Source organism: Pseudoalteromonas rhizosphaerae (genome assembly GCF_902498845.1).
In the GTDB taxonomy this organism is placed as follows: Bacteria; Pseudomonadota; Gammaproteobacteria; order Enterobacterales; family Alteromonadaceae; genus Pseudoalteromonas; species Pseudoalteromonas rhizosphaerae.
The window spans coordinates 166,030-187,475 of the sequence record NZ_CABVLM010000001.1 but is presented as its reverse complement, the minus strand read 5'-3'; the positions used below and the strand labels follow the sequence as shown (position 1 = coordinate 187,475).

The 21,446-nt window shown below is 40.7% G+C and carries 11 protein-coding genes; 5 read left to right on the top strand and 6 right to left on the bottom strand.

Annotated features, from left to right (window positions below):
- Positions 1-218: 218 nt before the first annotated feature.
- A complete protein-coding gene (locus PSR9079_RS00735) occupies positions 219-3,026 on the bottom strand; it encodes a TonB-dependent receptor (RefSeq protein ID WP_149980053.1) in 2,808 nt (935 codons plus the stop codon).
- A 512-nt stretch (positions 3,027-3,538) separates the two neighbouring features.
- A complete protein-coding gene (locus PSR9079_RS00730; protein WP_149980052.1) occupies positions 3,539-6,370 on the bottom strand; it encodes a TonB-dependent receptor in 2,832 nt (943 codons plus the stop codon).
- Positions 6,371-6,918: 548 nt separating this feature from the next.
- Between PSR9079_RS00730 and PSR9079_RS00725 the strand changes: the two genes are divergently transcribed.
- The 5 genes from PSR9079_RS00725 (at position 6,919) to PSR9079_RS00705 (ending at position 14,951) form a co-directional block, all read left to right on the top strand.
- Positions 6,919-7,881, top strand: a complete 963-nt coding sequence (locus PSR9079_RS00725; RefSeq protein WP_149980051.1) for a glycoside hydrolase family 43 protein — start codon at positions 6,919-6,921, stop codon at positions 7,879-7,881.
- 498 nt (positions 7,882-8,379) lie between these two features.
- A complete protein-coding gene (locus tag PSR9079_RS00720) occupies positions 8,380-11,805 on the top strand; it encodes a LamG-like jellyroll fold domain-containing protein (protein ID WP_149980050.1) in 3,426 nt (1,141 codons plus the stop codon).
- Positions 11,806-11,952: 147 nt separating this feature from the next.
- Positions 11,953-12,813 (top strand): alpha/beta hydrolase, encoded by an 861-nt coding sequence (locus tag PSR9079_RS00715; protein WP_149980049.1) that lies wholly within the window; start codon positions 11,953-11,955, stop codon positions 12,811-12,813.
- A gap of 11 nt (positions 12,814-12,824) precedes the next feature.
- Positions 12,825-14,417, top strand: a complete 1,593-nt coding sequence (locus PSR9079_RS00710; protein WP_149980048.1) for a carboxylesterase/lipase family protein — start codon at positions 12,825-12,827, stop codon at positions 14,415-14,417.
- A gap of 114 nt (positions 14,418-14,531) precedes the next feature.
- Positions 14,532-14,951, top strand: a complete 420-nt coding sequence (locus PSR9079_RS00705) for a hypothetical protein (RefSeq protein WP_246175461.1) — start codon at positions 14,532-14,534, stop codon at positions 14,949-14,951.
- Between the two features lie 289 nt (positions 14,952-15,240).
- Here PSR9079_RS00705 and PSR9079_RS00700 read toward each other — a convergent pair whose 3' ends face one another.
- The 4 genes from PSR9079_RS00700 to PSR9079_RS00685 all read right to left on the bottom strand — a co-directional run bounded on the left by PSR9079_RS00700 (position 15,241) and on the right by PSR9079_RS00685 (position 21,398).
- Positions 15,241-16,005 carry a substrate-binding periplasmic protein gene (locus PSR9079_RS00700; RefSeq protein ID WP_145234162.1) on the bottom strand — a complete coding sequence of 255 codons (765 nt, stop codon included), beginning with the start codon at positions 16,003-16,005 and terminating at the stop codon, positions 15,241-15,243.
- A gap of 416 nt (positions 16,006-16,421) precedes the next feature.
- The gene (locus tag PSR9079_RS00695; RefSeq protein ID WP_145234164.1) at positions 16,422-18,392 is read right to left on the bottom strand and encodes a family 43 glycosylhydrolase; all 1,971 of its coding nucleotides are present in this window, start codon (positions 18,390-18,392) and stop codon (positions 16,422-16,424) included.
- The gene (locus tag PSR9079_RS00690; protein ID WP_149980047.1) at positions 18,364-20,331 is read right to left on the bottom strand and encodes a glycoside hydrolase family 97 protein; all 1,968 of its coding nucleotides are present in this window, start codon (positions 20,329-20,331) and stop codon (positions 18,364-18,366) included. Before PSR9079_RS00690 ends, PSR9079_RS00695 begins: the two co-directional genes overlap by 29 nt.
- A complete protein-coding gene (locus PSR9079_RS00685; RefSeq protein WP_246175459.1) occupies positions 20,331-21,398 on the bottom strand; it encodes an aldose epimerase family protein in 1,068 nt (355 codons plus the stop codon). The genes PSR9079_RS00690 and PSR9079_RS00685 overlap by 1 nt, the downstream gene beginning before the upstream one ends.
- Positions 21,399-21,446 lie beyond the last annotated feature (48 nt).

The window sequence follows — 21,446 nt, the reverse complement described above, 5'->3', positions numbered from 1 at the left end:
ACTTAATACGCCATATTTAAAAGAATAAAGGTCACCTATTCTTTGTTTTATCACACTGGTGACCATTGTATTGCTTATTATTGTAAATTTAATGATAACCTGATTAATAGTATTATCATACTATTTGTAACGCAACCATTTTCGGTTAGACAAAGGTCATATAATAGAAAATAGAAAAGCCTCGGACGATCCGAGGCTTTTATTTGATATAACTGTGATTAGAAAGAGTAACGTACACCTAATGCAAATGTGCGACTATATAGTGCACTATTTGAATTATGTGTCGTTGGATACTCATAATAACTTTGATACGTTTCTTGCGTTAAGTTAGTACCATCAAATGTCACCATCAGATCTTCTGTAACATCGTAGCTTACCTGAAAATCTAAACTCTGTTCTGGGCTACGGTAGATACCCAGTGGGTTAGCAAATTGTGCGGCCTCATAGCTATTTAAGAAATCATCACGCCATAAATAGGCCAAACGCATATCAAAGTCTTCTCGTTCATAGATTAAAACAGTTGAGTACGATGACTTAGACACACCAAACATATCACGCGAATCTGTACCAACTAACTCACCTACATCGTTATACTTCGGTAAATCTTGTTTTGAATCAAGTAAAGTAGCACTGGCTTGAATACCTGCCCCCATTAACCAATCAGGCAAATTGTCAGGGAAATATACAAGACCAAGTTCTAAGCCATCTAATGTACCATTTGACGAATTATTTGGTTGAGTAAGAATGTAATCCTCAGGCTCAGTCGCATCTGGGCCTTGATATTGAATGATACGGTTAGAGCCATAGACAAATCCTTCTATATCGCGCTTAAACAATGTGCCATACAGCGAGCTTGCTTCAGCAAAATACCACTCTAAAGTTAAATCATAATTCTTCGATTCAACGGGTTTTATGCTTGGATTCCCACCATTTGCAGTACCATAACCAATATCTGTGACATCTTCAGTATAATAAATAAACGAGTTTAGCTGTGAAAACTCAGGACGACGAATAGTCTGAGTATAAGCGGCACGAGCAAGTAAATCTTCGCTCAAATGATAACGTACAACAAAGCTAGGTAACCAAGCCGATGAACTATTTTCTGCCGAACTAACAGCGGTAGGATTTTGATCAATGTCGAAAAAGGTCATATCAATCTTAGCATCTTCGTAACGAAGGCCAACTTGACCATCTATATCGCGTCCAAACAATGTTCCTGAAAAGTTACCTTGAATGTAAGCTGCATACGCTTTTTCATCAACATCGAATGTTTTTTCTAACTCCAAACTTTCTGGCTTTATACCATATAGTTCGCGGAAATAGCCTCGATTCGCCTGAATGTAATGCCCACTTGGGGCAACCCACGATGATGGCCAATTAGCTTTGCCATCAAAAAAACCTTCATTTACAGAAGCTAAACCTTCGTCAAGTGATGAGAAAGACTGTCCAAATATGTCTACATCAAATCTGGATTCACGTGATGCTTCTGAAGCGCCTTTACTATCGTATTTAATACCAAAACCTATTTCATCAAAGCCAAAACGGTCTACAAACAGTTCACCATCTAGCGTGAAGGTAAGTGAATCACCTTTGCGATTGCCACCATTGTCATACAGTTGAGCAACATTCCATTGCGAGGTATCGGTTAAATCAACTTCATTCGCTGTGGTATCTGGATTATCAACATACTCTAAACTCGGCATCCCATCTTTATCGTTGAAATCTACATTTAAACCATAAGCAACGCGCTCACTGCGCATTGCTAAAAACTCAGTTTCAAACTGACTATCTTGATAATAAATTTCAGACGACAAATTAAAGTTATCATTGATAGTCCATTCACCACCTAATGCAAACACGTAGCTGTCGGTTTTACTTACATTCAAATCACCGCTATTAAAGCCATATGGTGCATCAACATAACGTTCTTTAATAATGTTAGTACCGTCAAAGGTCGTCGGTGGATTTTGCGTATCAACATTGCCCCACCAATCTACGAAGGTAAAGCTTAGCGAATTGAATGACTCATTACGGTAGCCATTGTAAAAGGCTTCAAAGGTATATTGTGAATCGCTGTTAGGGCGCCATTGCAATGAAAGATTGGCAGCTGGGCGTTCACGCTTACCAGTTAAGTCATTAGAAAAAACGGCATCGCGTGACAAGTAATATTCAGTTGGCACACCATTAACATCTAGCGTCGCACCTGATTGGAATGGTAAGCCATTTTCAAGTCCTGGTTGCCAAATAGGATTTTCAGTTACACGCCCGTCTTTAACCTGAATTCGCTCAAATGGTGCAAAACCTGCTGCCGGGTTAAGAGTCATAAATGGCACCATAGCACCAGCAGCCATATTTTGGTCTCGGTAATTAGTCTCTGCGTATGAAAGGTTGATCAAGGCACCAAACTCCCCCATACCAGACTCCCAGCGATTACTCGCTAGTGCAGATAAAATTGGATCAACCTCTTCTGCTTGGTCTTGGTAAACACCGCGGGCAGAAACAACCACTCTTGAACCATCAAAGTTAAATGGGCGCTGGGTTTTGATGTCAATTTGACCGGCAATACCACTACCTACTTGTGAAGCGGAACGCGTTTTGAATACATCAACACTTTCCAATAAAGCTGCCGGAATATCAGCAAGCGCTACATTACGACCAGAAGCTGTAAATACTTGTCGACCATTGACTGTTGTTGTCACGTCCGTTAAACCACGGATAGATACCGTGTTTACTTCACCAGCACCACGGTCAGTAACCTGTATACCGGTTACCCGTTGCAGCGCTTCTACAACGTTATTATCTGGAAACTTACCGATATCTTCGGCAACAATCGCATCAACAACTTGGAATGACTGTCGTTTAATGTTCAGGCCTTTATTTAAGCTACCACGAATACCAGAAACCTGAATAACTTCAATGTCGTCTTTCTCAGCATTTGCTGATGTATTATCTTCTTGCTGTGCATATGCAAACTGACATGAAACTGCCATTAAAATTGCACTAGCTATGTGTGTTTTTTTGAACATGAGTGGTGTTCTCCATTTGTTTTCCCCAGAAGGCTATTACCCTCTGCTTCCCCTTATTTACAAACTTGTTGTCAGAGCCTGTATTAAGGTTGCCTTTTATTATGTTAATTATTTGCTGCCTGACATTGATAATATTGTATGATTAATTAACAGTCAACTGATAAAGATAAATAAATGTTAAATAAAAATCAAAAAAACAAATCTTGGCAACAAGGCCATAAAAAACAATTGGTTGATGAAATATAATCTTACGGGAAAGATAGAAGTATCAAAAAGTGAAATATAACTCATCCTAAATCAAATAATTATTATACTACAAATTAACAGCTCACTTGAAAGGGTATGCCAATGCTCCATAGCTATAACATATATTAAGATCGGTAATTCCAAGTACGGGGAAACAAAAAAGACGAAACAATTAGCTTTACAAGCAATGGGAATAATTTTCTGTATAATATGAATAAGCATAAAAAACCCCGAGGTTATCGGGGCTTTTTATACTCTAATTTACATTAGAATGAATACCGTGCACCTAAAGCAAATGTACGAGAAAAAATACTACTTCCCGCATTAAATAGATTTTCGTTACCTTCTCCATAATAAGTTTGATACTTATCATCTAACAAGTTAGTAGCATCAAATGTGACAGTAACATCTTCTGTAATGTTATAACTAACTTGGAAATCTAAACTTTGCTCTGGGCGATTCCAAATTTGCAATGGGTTTGCAAAGGTTGCATCAGAATTACCACTGTAAAACGCTGAGCGCCATACATATGACAAACGCATATCGTAAGATTCGCGCTCATAAATACCAACGATGCTATAAGACTCGTCAGAAACACCAGTCATACTCGTTTTGGTATAATTTGTTACGTTGCCTTGAGCATCAAAATCTGGCGTATTCTGTGATGAATCCAGATTAGTGTAGCTTGCTTGCACACCTAAACCATCAAGAACGGCTGGCAGATTTTCAGGGAAGTAAACCAGACCTAATTCAAGACCAGATAGTTCACCATCTGAGGCATTTGCAGGAATGCTCACAACATAAGGGCGAGTTTCACCGTCATCGCCTTCACGTACCACTGTTTTACGCCCTGGAATAACTAATCCCTCAATGTCACGTCTAAAGTAAGACGCATACAATGAACTTGTATCTGCAAAATACCATTCTAAAGAAACATCATAATTTTTTGATTCTGTAGGCTGCAAGTTTGGATTGCCAGAATTACCAGTACCAAATTGACTTCCCTCGGTAATTGGATCTTCATAATATGCCAGTGAGTTTAAATCAGCAAAGTTAGGCATTCTTAGTGTTTCAGTGTAAGCAACGCGGCCAACTACGTCATCGGTAATATTCCAATTAAGCGATAAGCTCGGCAGTAGTTTATTAACGCTAGCCTCTGCAAAACCATTATCAAACTGATCCGTTGTGCCACCGACCAAAGCTGAAAACGCCATATCTTGTTCATACTTCACATAACGCAAACCAACTTCACCACTTACATCTTCACTTAGATAAAAGTTCATAGTGCTATATAAAGCGAAGGAATCTTCTTCAATATCAAATGTTTTATATTTATCGCGAGATTCTAAACCATAAACTGAACGAACAGCATCAGCATTATCTAATAAATAACCACCATCTGCTGCGATAAAGTTATTGAAAACGTTAGCTCGGCCATCAAAGTAATCATCAACCTGATAGATAAGCCCTGCTCCGTCATCGCTTACACCCGCGTCACCTAACTGGCTCATAAAATTAGTTAATGATGTTGGCTGATATTTATTTTGTGTACGAGTAAAATCTTCTGCGGTGCGCTGTTCGTAGCGTCCACCAAAAGAGATTTTATCAATGTAAGTGCCACCGATTAAATAGTCTGCATCAAACGTAAATGCAATTGAGTCTCCACTGCTACCATTACCGTTATCGTATAGATCAGCAGCACTCCAGTTTGCAATATCCGTCATGTCTGCTTCGTTGCCCGTTGTATTTGGATCATCTGCAAACACAACAGCAGGAACGCCATCTTTGTCATTATACGTTGAAGTCACATTAGGACGAACAGTGCGGTTAAAGCGCATTGCTAAAAAGTCGCTTTCATAATCACTTTTTTGATAAACCACTTCACTATTGATGGTTAAATAATCTGATGCTTGCCACTGCGCTCCTAGCGCATATAGGTAGCTATCCGTTTTTTGAGTCGTCGCATCACCACTAGTGAAACCATCTGCGCCAATAGTTTGCTTTTGTTTCATAACATTTGTGCCATCAAATGTTATTGGCGTATCAATCCCAACGGCACCATCATTAAACGTATTCGTAAACCATAAAGAGTTTTGAGATTCATCACGATAGCCAGTGTAAAAACCTTCCGCAGTCAATTCTAATGTATCATTGGGTGCCCATTGAAATGAGGCTGTTAGTGCTGGTCGTTTACGTTCACCATTAAAAGAGTTACCAAAAACGGCATCGCGACCAAGTAGGTACTCTGTAGGTTGGCCATTTACATCAAGCGTTGAGCCTGCTGCTGAAGGTAGGCCATTTTCTAAACCTCTTTGCCAAATAGGTCGACCTTGTCCGTCTTGATCTGGAATACGAGAATAAGGAGTAAAGCCTGTTGCTGGCTGGTTAGTAAAATAAGGAATTACCGCGCCCGCTGTGATTGTGTCATCACGGTAGCGCATTTTAGAATAGGAAACATTGACCAGCGCACCAAACTCACCCGCGCCATCTAAATCCCAACGATTGCTTAATAGCATACTTAAATTAGGATCAACTTTGTCAGGTTGGTCTGAATAAATACCGCGTGCTGCTAGTACGACTTTTTCACCATCAAAGTTAAATGGGCGCTGTGTTTTAATATCAATCGAACCGGCAATGCCACGTTCAACTTGCTTGGCAGAACGCGTTTTATAAACGGTAACACCAGAGAGTAAACTAGCAGGAATATCTTGCAAAGATACATCACGCCCAGAGCCTGTAAATATATTTCTGCCGTTGATCGTAGTATGTACATCACTTAAACCACGAATAGATACATTACTGACTTCACCGCCCCCACGGCCAGTGGTTTGTACACCAGAGACACGCTGCAGCGCTTCTACAACGTTATTATCAGGAAATTTGCCTATGTCTTCGGCAACAATCGCATCAACAATTTGTACGCTAGCGCGTTTTTCATCTAGCGCTTTGTTTAAGCTACCGCGAATACCTGATACTTGGATAACTTCGATATCATCAGTGCTATCTGGCGGTATATTTGTTACTTCATCCTGTGCGTAAGACAGCTGGCATGTAAATGCCAAAACTATTGCACTGGCTATGTGTGTTTTTTTAAACATTAGCGGTGTTCTCCAAATTATAGTTATATCGGAACTCTGAACTATCCAATTAAGTTACCGAAGAGTGACCACTGCATTGCCCATTGTGTGTTGTCAAAACAGTATACGAGATATCTACATTGACTATGTATATAGATTAACACTCGGACTTTAATCATATTGTATGACTATTTAAGGGTCAACTCAAAAAACAACAAATTCAAATAATCTGTAAAGAGTAGTTAACACCCACTCCATTGAAATAGTTGATTTATTAGCTTGTTTCATCTAACCACCTAACAATTAAAAAAGTAAGGCTATGAAATTCAAAAGCTTAAAGTCGACAATGCGAATAACAATCACATTAATACTGTGTAAAAATATAAATGCATTGCAACTATATATTTACCTCGGTTATGCTGATGTCACCACAATAAAAATACAATAATACAATTAATGGTGTTTTTTATTGTACTTTTACTAATTTTTAGTACTCACAGCTGCCATGAATTAACTAAAACTACACACAAGCGCAGATACTTTGGCTTACACCATCTATAAGGATACATATGAAAAATAAATTAACAGCCCTTGCGTTACCATTACTCTTATCGAGCGGTATGGTTGCAGCACAAAACCCATTATTTACCGACGTGTTCACCGCAGATCCAGCGGCATTAGTTCATAAGGACACAGTTTATCTTTATACCGGTCATGATGTTGCCCCTAATAATGATATTTTCTTTGAGATGCATGACTGGCTTGCTTTTTCATCAACCGATATGGTGAATTGGAAAAAGCATGGCCCAATAATGAAAGCCACTGACTTTAAATGGGCTAAGGGCGATGCATGGGCAGCGCATATGATTGAACGTGATGGCACCTTTTATTTCTTCACCACTGTTCGCCATGATGAAACTAAACCTGGTTTTGCAATTGGTGTTGCAACGTCGAAATCTCCTACCGGACCATTTAAAGACGCTATAGGTCATGCATTGGTTACTAATGATATGACTACCCAAACACCGAATGATTGGGATGATATAGATCCGGCCATCTACGTAGAAGAAAACGGTGATACCTACCTATTTTTTGGCAACTTAATGCCTAAATATGTAAAACTAAGTGATGATTTATTAAGCCTAGACGGTGAAATCAAAACTATCGACTTACCTAATTTCACTGAAGCTTTATGGGTTCATAAGAAAGATGAATATTACTATGTTTCTTATGCATGTGAATTTCCAGAAAAAATCTGCTACGCAATGAGTAAAAGTATCCATGGCCCTTGGCAGTACAAAGGCATTCTCAATGAGATTGCCGGTAACAGCGAGACTAATCATCAGTCAATTATCGAGTTTAAAGATAAAAGTTACTTTATTTACCATACAGGTGCAGTACCACCAAAAGATGGCAAGCCAAGTGGCGGACGTTTTCGTCGCTCAGTTGCGATTGAACCACTTATCTACAATGATGATGGTACCTTACAGCGTATTATCATGACCACTGAAGGATTAAGTAAAAGTAAATAACTTAGTCAGCAATTGGGCTCTCACTTTAGAGCCCACAATACTATGATTTAAAAAGCCTACTATTTGGAAAATTAATCGTCTTGCTACAATAACTATCGCAACATTCCAAAAGTTAGTTTGGGGTTGAATTAACTATATCGATAAGCCTGTTATACAAATCTCTGGTTATTTACATTTTCAAATCAATATATTGGTAACTTCCATTAATCAGCTCAAGTCTGAAATACTGACACTTACACACAATACTTAAGTTGTTCGTTGCAAAAAAGTAAAAAATCAGCGCAAATTATTACTTAAAAATAATTAAAACAGCGCTGCAAGCATTGTAAATAAAGCACTTTTTATTTACATGTTAATTACTTTTGCAAAAGCATTTGCACATTTTTAATAGTACTATAAAATTACAATACTATATAGTTGCTATTTTACGTTCAGTGCACAGCAATTTTATTGACAACATTAAATAACAAAAATCCCAGTAATAAGAGGACACACAAAATGAAACTAACAAAATTAGCGATGGTGATCACCTGCGCTTTAGCAACAATAGCTTGCTCAGATGACAGCACTATGCCTGACTCATCGCCAGCAGTAGCTCAACCACAAAGTGCCAAACCAACTGTCAGTGATAGTGTTAAATACAATGAACAAGGTAATGTGGAGGTTACTTATGTTGGCGTGCACGATCCATCAGTCATTGAAACTGACGGTACTTATTACATTTTTGGTTCGCATTTAGCGGCAGCAAAATCAACAGACTTATTAAACTGGGAAATGATTTCAAGTTTATCAGCAAACAGCGCTGTAAATGAAAGTCCACTATTTGACTTTAATTACACGAGCGAAATTGCAGAGGGTATTCAGTGGACAGACGGCTTTACCGGTAACTGGGCTGCTGATGTTGTTAAAGCACCCAATGGTAAATTTTGGTTTTATTATAACCACTGCGGACAAGACAACCCAGATACACCAAACGTAGTCGATGAAGTATGCTGGAATCGCTCATACTTAGGCCTCGCAGAAGCTGATAATATTGAAGGCCCATATAAAAATAAAGACGTATTTTTACGCAGTGGTTATCGCAACGATGAAGAGTTTGCACAGTATCCTCTAGATAATGGGCAAACAACATGGAATGGCGCGGTTGACCCGAATGCCATTGACCCCGCCGCTTTTTATGATAAAGAGGGGCAATTATGGATGGTTTACGGTTCATATTCTGGCGGTATTTTTGTACTGGCAATGGATGAAGGAACGGGTATGCCAGATGCTGAGCAAGGCTATGGTAAACATTTAGTGGGGGGAGAATTTAGAGCCATTGAAGGCGCATTTGTTATGTACAGCCCTGAAAATGATTACTACTACTTATTTTACTCAGTAGCTGGCTTTGATGTAAATGGTGGCTATAACATTCGTGTAGCACGTTCAAAAACACCAGATGGCCCATACTTAGATACTGCAGGCAACGATATTGCTGCTGTTGGTGGTTTAGAGATTGGTGAGAAACTATTAGGTGGCTTTGAATACACTCAAGAGCTGGGTGAAACCTCACCAGCATGGGGTTATCAGTCGCCAGGCCATAACTCGGCTTATTATGATGAAGCCACTGGACGTCATTTATTAGTCACCCATACCCGCTTCCCACAAACTTCAACCCCTTTTGCGAACGCTTCCGAAGCACATCAAGTTCGCGTGCATGAGATGTTTATCAATTCGTTAGGCTGGCCAGTAACCTCACCACAACGCTATGTTCCACTTGATGGTGATAATCAAGTGGTGGCTGAGCAATTACACGGATATTACAAGTTTATAAATCATGGAACTGATGTTAATACTAGTGCGGTTCGCTCAACGTATATTGCTTTAAATGCAGATCACTCTGTGACGGGTGATGATAGCGGCATTTGGTTCATGACTGATAATTCAAACGTTACAATCGAACTTGAATCTGGCACTTATTACGGTGTGGCCAAATGGCAATGGGATGATGGTAAGCAAGACTTGGTAGTAACCTTTTCTGCAGTATCATTAGAAAATGCCACGATTTGGGGTAGTAAAGTAGCGGAAATTGATGAAACGTCAACTGTATTAGCAAGCGTAAGTGATGCACTGGATATAAAAACTGAGCTGACAATTGATGATGAAGGTTATTCATTACCAACCAAAGGGAAAGCGGGTACAACTATTCGCTGGGAATCAAGTAATGAATACTACATTGATGCAAATGGCTCGGTATTTATTCCCACCCCTGATCGTGGCGACCAGGCTGTTACATTAACCGCTAATATGTCACTCAATGGTGAAACTATCACCAAAACCTTCAATGTTAATCTAAAAGCGCGTCCCGTATTTAAAAATGCGATTGCGCACTATAGCTTTGAAAACGACTTAACAGATAATTTAAGCAACCTTGCTGATGCCATGACCACTGATAACAACTTGGACAACACCGGTGTTGGTACGCCAGCCTATACTGCCGGTCAAACAGGTCAAGCATTCAACTTTGATGGTGCAACCGGGGTTCGTTTACCTGATGACATAATCAACTCTGATAGTTTCACAGTTTCATTTTGGTCTAAGCCTGACGTTGTAACTGGCTATAGCCCTGCCTTTTTTGCAGCTGAGAATGCTGATCGTTGGGTAAGTTATATCCCTGGGGGCGCACCTCATTTCACCACAAATACAATTTTATGGAGTCGCTATCTAGTTGAACCAGAGGTTGAGCAATGGAATCAAATTGAGATGACTCAAGGTGCAAACGCTGGACAATGGAGTCACGTAACTATCACTTATGCTAACGGCACAATGAAGTACTACTCTAATGGGACGCTTATCGGCTCAATGCCACGCCCAGATATGTTTAGTACTGATACAGCTAAATTTGCACTCGGTGTAAATTTTGGCTGGGATACTCCATTCCAAGGTCAAATTGATGAATTTATCGTCTATGACTACGCTCTTAATAGCTTAGATATCAACGCAGCAGCAATCAATAACTTAACAGACCAAGATCGATTTGCTGGGTTTGTGAAAGATGCACTTGATTTAGGTGATACAACGGCTATCCGAGAAAGCTTTACCTTACCCCGTGTTGGGCCATTTGTGTCAGGTATTAGCTGGACATCAAATAATGAGGAGTTCTTAAAACCAGTTAATGGCACTGCCGTTGTTAATCAGCCAAACGCCAATGCGGGTGACCAAGTTGTTACTTTAACAGCAACAATTAACTATAAAGACTTTACCGATACCAAAACCTTTGAAGTAACCGTTAAATCATTAGCCCCGGCAGAATATGGTTTTGAAGGCGACTTAGCTGAACTTAAAGCAGCTTATGCAAACGCCAAGCCTACTGGCGACCGTATTGATAACACCGGTGGTAACGTCACTTTTGTTGAAGGTATTAAAGGCCAAGCGGTATTCCTACAAGGTTCAGGGGTTCGTTTACCAAATAACTTGATCACCACCAACGATTATTCTGTGTCTATGTGGTTAAAACCAGAAACATTCACAGACTTCACCACTGCATTTTTTGCAGGAGCGAGTTCATCAGCTTGGATCAGTTTAGTACCCTCAATGGTTAATTCAAATACTACCCGCTTATGGGCCGATGCTGGCGGTGCAAACTTTGATGATGGTGATTTAGGTATGCGACTGCCAGCCAAACAGTGGACTCATGTTGCCTTCACTGTTGACGGAACCAACGGTGACACCTTGAAGATGTATGTAAACGGTGAGCTTAAAATTGAAACAGGCGGCTTCCCTCGCGTATTTACTGTTGCAGGCGAAACTAATGAATTTGCGTTAGGTGTAAACTACTGGGATACACCTTTCAACGGCGCGGTTGATGAGTTAAAAATATTTAACGGAGCAATCGATGCTGACGCAATCAAAGCACTCTACGATGCAGCTACTGCACAAGAGTAAGCTATTTAGGGTGAGCTGCCTTACCCAATAGTTTGTTGTCATAAAAAGCCAGACAAGAGTCTGGCTTTTTTTTAACTTTTCATTTTCAACATACACAACATCATATACAGTGATATTTATAATACAATATTAACTAAGGAGGGGGCTATGCAACGTCTTTTCATCACCTTAATATGCTTGATACCCTCACTATGCTTTGCGAAAACTGCTAACTATAAAGTGATAGACGAAGGTGGCAGTGGCCCATTTAGCGCCATTGCAGCCACTGAAACCTCGTTAAGTGACTATGTTATATACCGCCCGAAGCAGTTAAGCGCTGGGCAAAACCCGTCGCCAAAACTACCCGTTATGGTATTTGCTAACGGCGGCTGTATGGATACCTCCTATCCATTTGAGCATATGCTCTCTGACATTGCTTCGCACGGTTACTTAGTCATTGCTCTGGGCAAAATGCAAAACAGCCTTGATGACAGGCCCTTAAATAAGGCCAGTAATAGCATGATCCCTCACGCGATTGATTGGATCACAGCGCAATCTGCAAATCCATTAAGTGAATTTTACCAAAGCGCAAATCTTGAGAAAATCGCCATTGCAGGCCAGTCATGTGGCGGCGCGCAACTACTTGCCACTGGGGCAGATAAAAGAGTCAGCAGTTATTTAATGTTTAATTCAGGTATTGGTGATATGACCATGGCAAGCGCTGATGTTAAGTCACTGCAAAACTTGCATGCTCCTGTAATCTACCTTGTTGGTGGACCCACTGATATTGCCACTGACAATGCCAAGCTTGATTATCAACGCATAAGTCATGTGCCCGTGATCTTTGCTAATCATAAAACCGCGGGGCATTCAGGAACATTTGAACAGCCGTTTGGTGGTTCGTTCTCAAAGCTAGCTATTAAGTGGCTGGATTGGCAATTAAAAGATAAGCAAACCAATGCAACGCTATTTTTGCAGGGTAAAACAGCTGACTTTGTTAATTGGGATATAAAAGCAAAACAATTTTAAAAGGAATGATTATGAACACATCAACACTTAAGCGGCTTTTATGGGCTACATTTTTTACTGCAACAACGGCAACAGTGACCGCTGTCAACGCCGAGCCACTCATCCAAGTCACTGTGGCACAAGGTAAACTTCAAGGCACGGCAGAGCATAACTTAGCGGTATTTAAAGGTGTGCCGTTTGCTAAACCACCCGTGGGAGAATTACGTTGGAAAGCCCCGCAACCGGCTGAAAAATGGCAAGGTGTACGTAAAGCACAAGAGTATGCCCCTGCCCCAATACAAGCAGGCAACCCTGTATCTGGGATCAGTGAAGATAGCTTATATTTAAATATTTGGACGTCGGCAGAATCGAGCGTAGATAAACTCCCTGTATTAGTTTGGATTTACGGCGGTGGCTTTAGTTTTGGTAGCTCATCCGATCCTATTTTTGATGGTACTGAGCTTGCCAATAAAGGCGTGATTGTGGTGTCTATTGCTTATCGCGTTGGACAACTCGGTTTTTTAGCGCACCCTGAACTTAATAAAGAAAGTCCTGCTGGTGTATCGGGTAATTATGGGTTGCTCGACCAACTAGCCGCCTTAAAGTGGCTAAAACAAAACATTAGTGAGTTTGGTGGTGACGCCAATAACATTACCATTGCGGGTGAGTCTGCTGGGGGCATTTCGGTTAGCATGCTTGCCGCCTCACCTTTAGCTAAAGGGTTATTTAACAAAGTTATTTCGCAAAGCGGTGGCTCATTTGGCCCAACACGGGTAAAAAACTACCCAGGTGAGAATATGTCTACCTTGCAACAGGCGCAAACTGAGGGTGTCGACTATGTAAAACAGTTTGGCACAACTTCGATAACAGAGCTGCGTAAAATGAGCGCAAAAACTTTTATACCAAAAGGCTGGTCACTTCCCGGTGGTTGGCCCATTGTTGACGGCTATGTGATAAAAGACGACCAATATAAGCTCTATCAGCAAGGCAAGTTTAATGATGTACCTGCTTTAATTGGTTATAACTCGGATGAAGGCGTCAGCTTTGTGTGGGACCCTGATGTTAATAATTTTGTTGATGGAGTAAAGACTCGCTTCGGTCAATTTGCGCCAAGCTTACTTGAAGCTTACCCTGTTGCAAAAAACAGCATCCCTCGCAGCGCCCGTAATCTGGTGCGTGATGCTGCCTTTGGTTGGCATACTTGGAGCTGGGCTAAGTTACAAACTGAACATGGAAGAGCCCCTGTTTATTTATATTACTTTGATCACCATCCTGAGCGTAAACTTGGCGGCAAAGATGAAGATTATGGCTCTGGCCACGGTCATGAAATAGCCTATATGTTTAAAAACCTTAATAAAGCAGATCCGAATGTAACTAAAAATGATTTAAAAATGTCAGATATAATGGCAACCTACTGGACTAACTTTGCCAAAAATGGCAATCCAAATGACGATGCATTACCAAATTGGCCTGCTTTTAATAATGACAAACCCAGCACTATGTATTTTCAACAGCAACCAAAAGTCGGCCCAGTGCCCGACAAACAAGCGCTAGAAACACTTGATCAGTATTTTAAATGGCGCCGCACACCAGCCGGTGAAAAGTGGGCTAACCAAGTTCGCTAGTCTGCAGCTATCCAAATAAAAGCCAAATTAATATTTGGCTTTTATTTACATGTCTCCCCTTTAGTAACGCCTCTTTCAGCCGATAAGTATGATTAAATCACATTATAAAGAGCCATGATGCAGATACATAAACCACTGGGACAGCCAATTGCGTCACCATCAGAGTCTACGGTAAAAAGTAACGATACTACTGGCTATCGTTTATCAGAAAAAGAGTTAGACAATATATCAGGCCGGGAAACTAAAGAGAAAGCAGAAAAAGAGGCCAGTTCAGATATGCCCGATCATATCGCTAAAATGATCGAACAGCTGAAAAAAATCAAAGAGCAGGTTGAACAACAAAAAGAGCAACTCGAAAAGTTAAAAGCGCTAGATAACCAGCAAGATGAAGCTGTTAAAGCACAAGTCGAAGCGCAAACTAATATGATTGTATCAATGCAAGCTCAAATGGGTTCGTTAGTTCAAACCATCGCTGAAGCCATGAAAGAAGCTGGTATTACCGACACAGGTGCACTTGTCAGTGCCATGGTGTGATCAACTGAAATCGCGATTAGTTGTTACTATTGTAGTACTGCTCATATTCTATTATTAGCAATCGTGTTTTTAGCTATACTTAAATAAGCGCAATATCAACAATTAGGCATAATTATGAGTTATAAAAACTGGCCAATCGCTAGGCAGATTGGTGCACTCGTATTTCCTTGCTACAGCAATTTTTACTGACAAAAGTAAATCGGCCATTAAAATGCCTTCTGCTACCAGGCGCAATAAGCTTTGCAATTTAATCACCAAAATAATTAGTGATTGTTTAATCGATAGATTTTTAGTTAAAGGAACCGCTTTTTATTTGTAGATACTTTTCGATAGTTTTATCTTTCTTATCTGATGCAAGCACTTCATCTAAAGATTTCTGAATTTTTGTTATCATTTCATCTGATGTTTTTTTATTAGCTATCATGTAATAGCCACCTTCGTTCGACAGTAAATAGGCTTTTTCAATTGCTGACTGATCATAGCCCAGCGTTTTCATTTGATAGGCTAAATCTAATGGATCTCCAGGGATCAGATCTGTCCTTTTTTTAAATAAAGCTTTTAATATTTGTTCTGAATTAACAGTAACATAGTAGTCTATATTTTCTTGAAAGTGATTACGTTTAAGGAATTGCTCAACTGAACCGCCCATCAGCACACTAGTTTTATATTGTTTGATATCTGCGATTTTGTTGATCTGTATATCAGATCGGGAATTTAATTTATACAGATATACCTCTCTGGTGTGCAAAGGGCCAATCCATTTATACATATTTTCGAGCTCAGGAATGCGAGCTACTGTAAAAAGCAAAGTGTTAGGGGTTTCCTGGACAGTGTATAAAGCGCGTTTAAAAGGATAAACTAACAGTTTGTATTTGATGTTCGCTTTTTGCAGCGCGGCTTCTACTAACTCTGTGCTAATACCAACTAGCTTACCACCTTTGTTAAAATTATAAGGTGGCCAGTCGTTCAACAAAATTGTAAGCTCAGGCTCTGGGTCCTGAGCATTTGCATTTATATTTGACAATAAACTCAATAAAATCATTCTTAATATCATGAGGCTTCCTATTCCTGTGCCTGCTTCTATCTATAAAAAGCATTATTTTTTAAGTTTATTTTATAATTATCTTTGGCTTTACCTTACATATTAACAGCCTATGCTAACATTACACTTGGTTCACTGTATCTTACAATTATGGACAATCAAATTGTACCTTTGCTGCGTCACCTTACACTAATTAAATTAGCGACAACAGCTTAAAATACAACCACCTTTGATATTGAGTTAATCGCTTAACTTTTGACACTTTATTAAAAAATACTAACTGTACAGGCCGCGAGTGCACTTTATTAATGATAGCAATAACACGACTATTCAAATGCAAGTCAATTAAATTAAAACGCACGCTACATACACATAAAAAAGCCACTATCGAAACAGTGGCTTGGTGAGAGTCGAACGCTTATTTACATTTACTTTGGTTCGCGTAAATGGAAAATTTGGCACTTGTTACCTAAATCAGGTTGTTGTGCAAAATTAGTTTTATCTGCAAGGCCACAATCACTTAAACCCAGCGCTTGCTTTGTGTAACGGTTGATCAACATCACCCCGCCACCTGCAACAGGAGTAATGCGCCATTGTGCTGTTTTAGTTTCGCACGAAGCCATTTCAACGTTAGCGCCAGGCACTAAAGCATTGTTTGCCACAGCAGCGCAATAATCGCTATCAAGGTCTTGCTTTAAAGCAACGTAACCTGTGTCTGTTGGTGCAAAGAACCATTGTTGGGCGTCGCTGTGAGTAAACGCTTGTTGCTCAACATTAGTACCTGCTTTAACAGCTCCAGCTACACTCAATGCTTTACCACTTTGTTGGCTCATTACCGCGACACTGCCTACAGGCTGTAACTGCCAATCAGCACATGCAGTATCTTTACCTTGTTGTAAAACCGCTTGATTTTGCGCGGCTGAACACCCTGCTACGGCTAATGGTTTTTCAGTGTAGCGATTCGTAATGGTGACATTTCCATCAGTGCTTGGGGCAACTTTCCATTGTTGGCAAAAGTTGTTACGCCATGCCGCAGATTGTGTTTTCGCATTATCAGCATCACTGCAATTAGCCAGCTCTAAAAACTTGCTGTCTTCACGATTTGCTAAACGTACAAAACCATCTGTGGTGGCATCAATCACCCATTGACCATTGGTGCTTGCACATTGGCGTTGCACGGCACGCGCATCTTGAGGATCCGCTGCAATATCTAAACATAAACCGCTGGTTGCATTAACTAAGTTATAACGCTGACCTTGCACACGAGTTACAAGTGGCCCGTATTCACCTGATGGTGGAGCAACTTCAACACCCGGTGTAACAGGTTTTGCAAAGTTTGGCGTGCCATCCTTATTCCAAGTAAATTTTTGCGCACGTAAAGAACGTGTGGCACTACAACCATGCTCTACTGAGTCATTGCCATGGTATACCAGCCAGTCTTCACTGCCATCGGGTGAGGTAAAAAAGCCATTATGGCCTGGGCCAAATACTTCATCTGTCCGCTCAAATACCGGCTCGTCAAACTTCTTCCAGCTGTTTGCATCAAGCGGATCATCACCTACAAGTTCTAACATCCCTAACTTATAATCTGGCGTGTTACAAAAGCTTGCTGAGTAAGTCATAAACGTGCGACCGTTATGCTGTAAAATCTCGGCGCCTTCGGTAACTTTACGGCCACTGATCTCCCAATCGAGTTCAGGACGTGTGATCACCGTGTGCGGTGAATTCTTTTTCAATGTCCACGGGTTTTCCATTTCAGCAATAATGTTTAACTGTTGATCTCCTTGCCACTGTGAGTAGATCACATACAGTTTGTCTTTATAGTTTAGGTAGTTACCATCGATATTCCATACATCAGGCATGAGTGCGCCTTTGTATTCATACGGACCCATTGGGTCGTCACCGGCACTTTCTAATACATTAAGATGTTGGTTATCTAAAGTACCATCAGTCCCTGCTGTATACATCATGTACCAACGGTAGCCGTCAGGGCCTTTAACACGATGAAATTCAAACGCCCAAAAGTTACAACAACGCGCAGGATCGGTCGCTGACCATACATTTACTGGGGTTGCATCGGCAAGTCCTGCTAAAGTAGGTGATTTACGCATCACCAATTCAGATGTCCATGTTGTCGTCGTTAGGTAATAGTTACCATCCCAGTACTCAAGCCATGGATCGGCACCATTAGGAAATAATGGATTAGTGAATACGCCATCATCTTGCGTGGGTGCTTTTGCGCTCGCGATTGGTGCTGCATCTTGTGTTTGTTGTGTGTCTGCGCGGGTTGTAGATTCACACCCTGTAAGTGAGCTTAATGACAAAGCGAATAAACCTACAAGGCCTGTTGCTTTAGCAGTACGCTTTAATTTAGTGCGCAAGTGATGTTGTGCATTCATTGTTGTTATCACCCTTAGTTATTATAACAAACCCGCTATTGGGGTTTAATTTTATAGAAAACAGTTTTGAGTTGAGCTGTTGCGCCTCAACCTGTGTTAATTTTTTACCTGCGCTAAGTAGCTGGGCTGAACTGAAGTTACTAAAGCTTAAGTCAATATCTAACGTAATAGCTTTATCCTGCGCATTAATACCTGCAACATACCAGTTGCAGCGAGAACGTCTCGCCATCACCACATGCTTACCTGGGCTGCCTTGCAAGAGCCTTGTTTCATCCCACAGAGTAGGCAGCGATTTCAAATAAGCTTTTACTGGTTCTGAAACTTTCGTCATTTGCTCAGGCGTTGTCACTAAGTGCTGTACCCCAGATGTAAATAAAATCGGCAGCGCGAGCTCAAAGGCATTATTGGTTTTGCGTTCAATATTAGGAATATCACCAAGTACCATAGGTGTAAAATCCATTGGATCAAACACGTTCCGAGTAAACACTAAGGTCGCTGCATGCTGCGCTTCTTTATCGGCAAATGCTTGAAAAAAGCTTATCATCTCAAAGCCTTTTACTGCTTCGGAGGTCATTAGATTAGGATAAGTTCGCTGCAAGCCCCTTGGCAAAGTGGTGCCATGAAAATTGACCATTAACTGATGTGCTGCCGCGTCTTTCAGCATAGCTTCGTAATAGGCCATCACAGATGAACCATCACCCGGGAAGAAGTCGACTTTAATGCCTTTAATTCCCATAGCTTGAAGTTTTGCAAAATGTTTAATGCGATCAGCACGCGTTAGTAATGCACTTTTAGGAGAATAAACCGTGTTATTCCACGCGCCTGATGAGTTATACCAAACCCATAAATCAACATTTTTTTGCTTAGCATAGGCTGCCAACTGCTGCATTTTCTCCCAGCCTATTTTTTGATCCCAATCCGCATCAATCAATACATATTGCCAGTGCATATCTGCTGCATAATCAATGAACTGTTTTTGCACAGGAAAGGTTGTAAAGTCATCCTTTAATAACCCCCAACTCCAAGCAGCAATCCCCGGTTTAACAAAATCAGTGTTAGTTAGCTGGTTTGGTCGGGCTAAGTCAGTCCCTAAAGTAGACTCAGTAACCGTTTGCAACGTGCCAATTACCAATAAACGCCAAGGCGATAACAGCGGCAGTGTATGCTCTGGTAAATAGCCACCATTAGAAGTAACTTCACGCTGATCAGGAAAACGAACCTTAAACTGCCCTTGGCTATTATTGGTTAAATTAGTACCACTGTAATAGTCTTCACCACCAGCTTCTGAGATTAAAATATACTGCTCTTGGTGCTTAAATAATGCCGGATACACCCAGCCATTATTGGTTATTGCAGGGGTCGTTAATGCTGTCGCTTGTAAATATTCTTCTTCATAAGAAGGGTTAGTGTTCATCCAGCCAGATTGCGCTTGCGCTTTAGGCTGTAACCACGCAACGGTTTCACTTGGAAAGTTAAAACCCGTTTGTTCACTCATAACGACCCGCGTATCCGAGGACTCCCCATCTAACTCGTAGCGAAAAGCAACCCCATCGTTGCTCACTTGAAAGCGAACATTCAATGTTTCGTATTGCTGATTAGTCACACTAACAACCGTACTGTTAGCCTGGTAATCAACAAACTGTTGCTTACCAGTAAAAAGCTGGTAGCTATCATTCACTGTCGGCTGTTGTTTAACAGCTAATAATCTAAGCTTTTTAGTAAAATCAGTATTATTAAGCGTGATACCTAATAAAGATGGCTCAATTACTTTATCGCTACCTGACTGTACTTGATAACTTAACTGCCCTTGCTCATCTAAATCAACCAATACGGCTAACTGCTGATCTGGGCTATGAATAGTCGCAACCTCAGTCGCTTGCGCCACAGTTGTTACCACTAAGGCTGCAAACAGCAGCCCTATTTGATTAACGAAGTGCATTACTTAGTGCCAAACTCATACACAATACGCGTTGAATAAACCTCACCAGGCATCAAAGTTGTACTTGGGAATGTTGGCTGATTCGGTGCATCAGGAAAGTGCTGTGGCTCTAGGCAAAAACCACTGCGCTGCTTATGAACTAATCCAGAGGCTTGCTTACTGCTTCCATCTAAAAAGTTACCTGAGTAAAACTGTACCGCAGGTTCTTCGGTATACACAGTTAGGGTTCGACCTGAGCTTGGCTCATAAACGTTAGCTGCTTCAATCAAATCATGATTAGGTTTGTTTTTCAGCACAAAGTTATGGTCATAACCTTTACCAAGCTTCAGCTGCTCATCATCCACATTAATTTCTTTACCAATTGCTTTTGGATTTCTAAAATCAAACGGTGTACCCGCCACTTGCATTAACTCACCCGTTGGGATCAAACCGCCATCCACAGGGGTGATTGCGTTTGAGTTGATTTGCATTTGATGATCGAGAATATCGCCCTTACCGGCTAAGTTAAAATAACTGTGCTGGGTCATATTGATGATGGTTGGCTTATTTGTTTTTGCCACAAATTGCATATCTAGAGTATTTTTGTTGGTCAGTGTGTAGGTAACTTGTGTTGTAAGCTCTCCAGGATAACCTTGGTCACCATCAGGGCTCACTAAACTAAGTGTAACACCCGCACTGTTTTCTGTACTAAATGGCGCCATGGTCCAGACTTTTTTATCAAAGCCCTGCACACCACCGTGTAAATGGTTAGCACCATCGTTAGTTGCTAGCTGATAGTCTGTGCCGTTTAAGCTAAATTTACCATTAGCAATACGGTTACCAAATCTGCCAATGATCGCGCCAAAGTAAGTGGTTGCATTAGTGTAATCTTCTAAATTATCCATACCTAAAACAATATTACCCATGTTGCCATTGCTGTCTGGCGTTTCGATACGGGTAATAATGCCACCATAATTGATCACATCAACGCTCACGCCATTACTATTGGTTAGGGTAACTTGGTTGATCGGAGTTTGGTCTGCCAGCTTGCCATAAGCGTGCAGTAATGCAGAAGGTGAATTGGTCATATTGTCTCCTTGGTGAGCACACGCGGGGGTTAAAGCAATCCCAAAGGA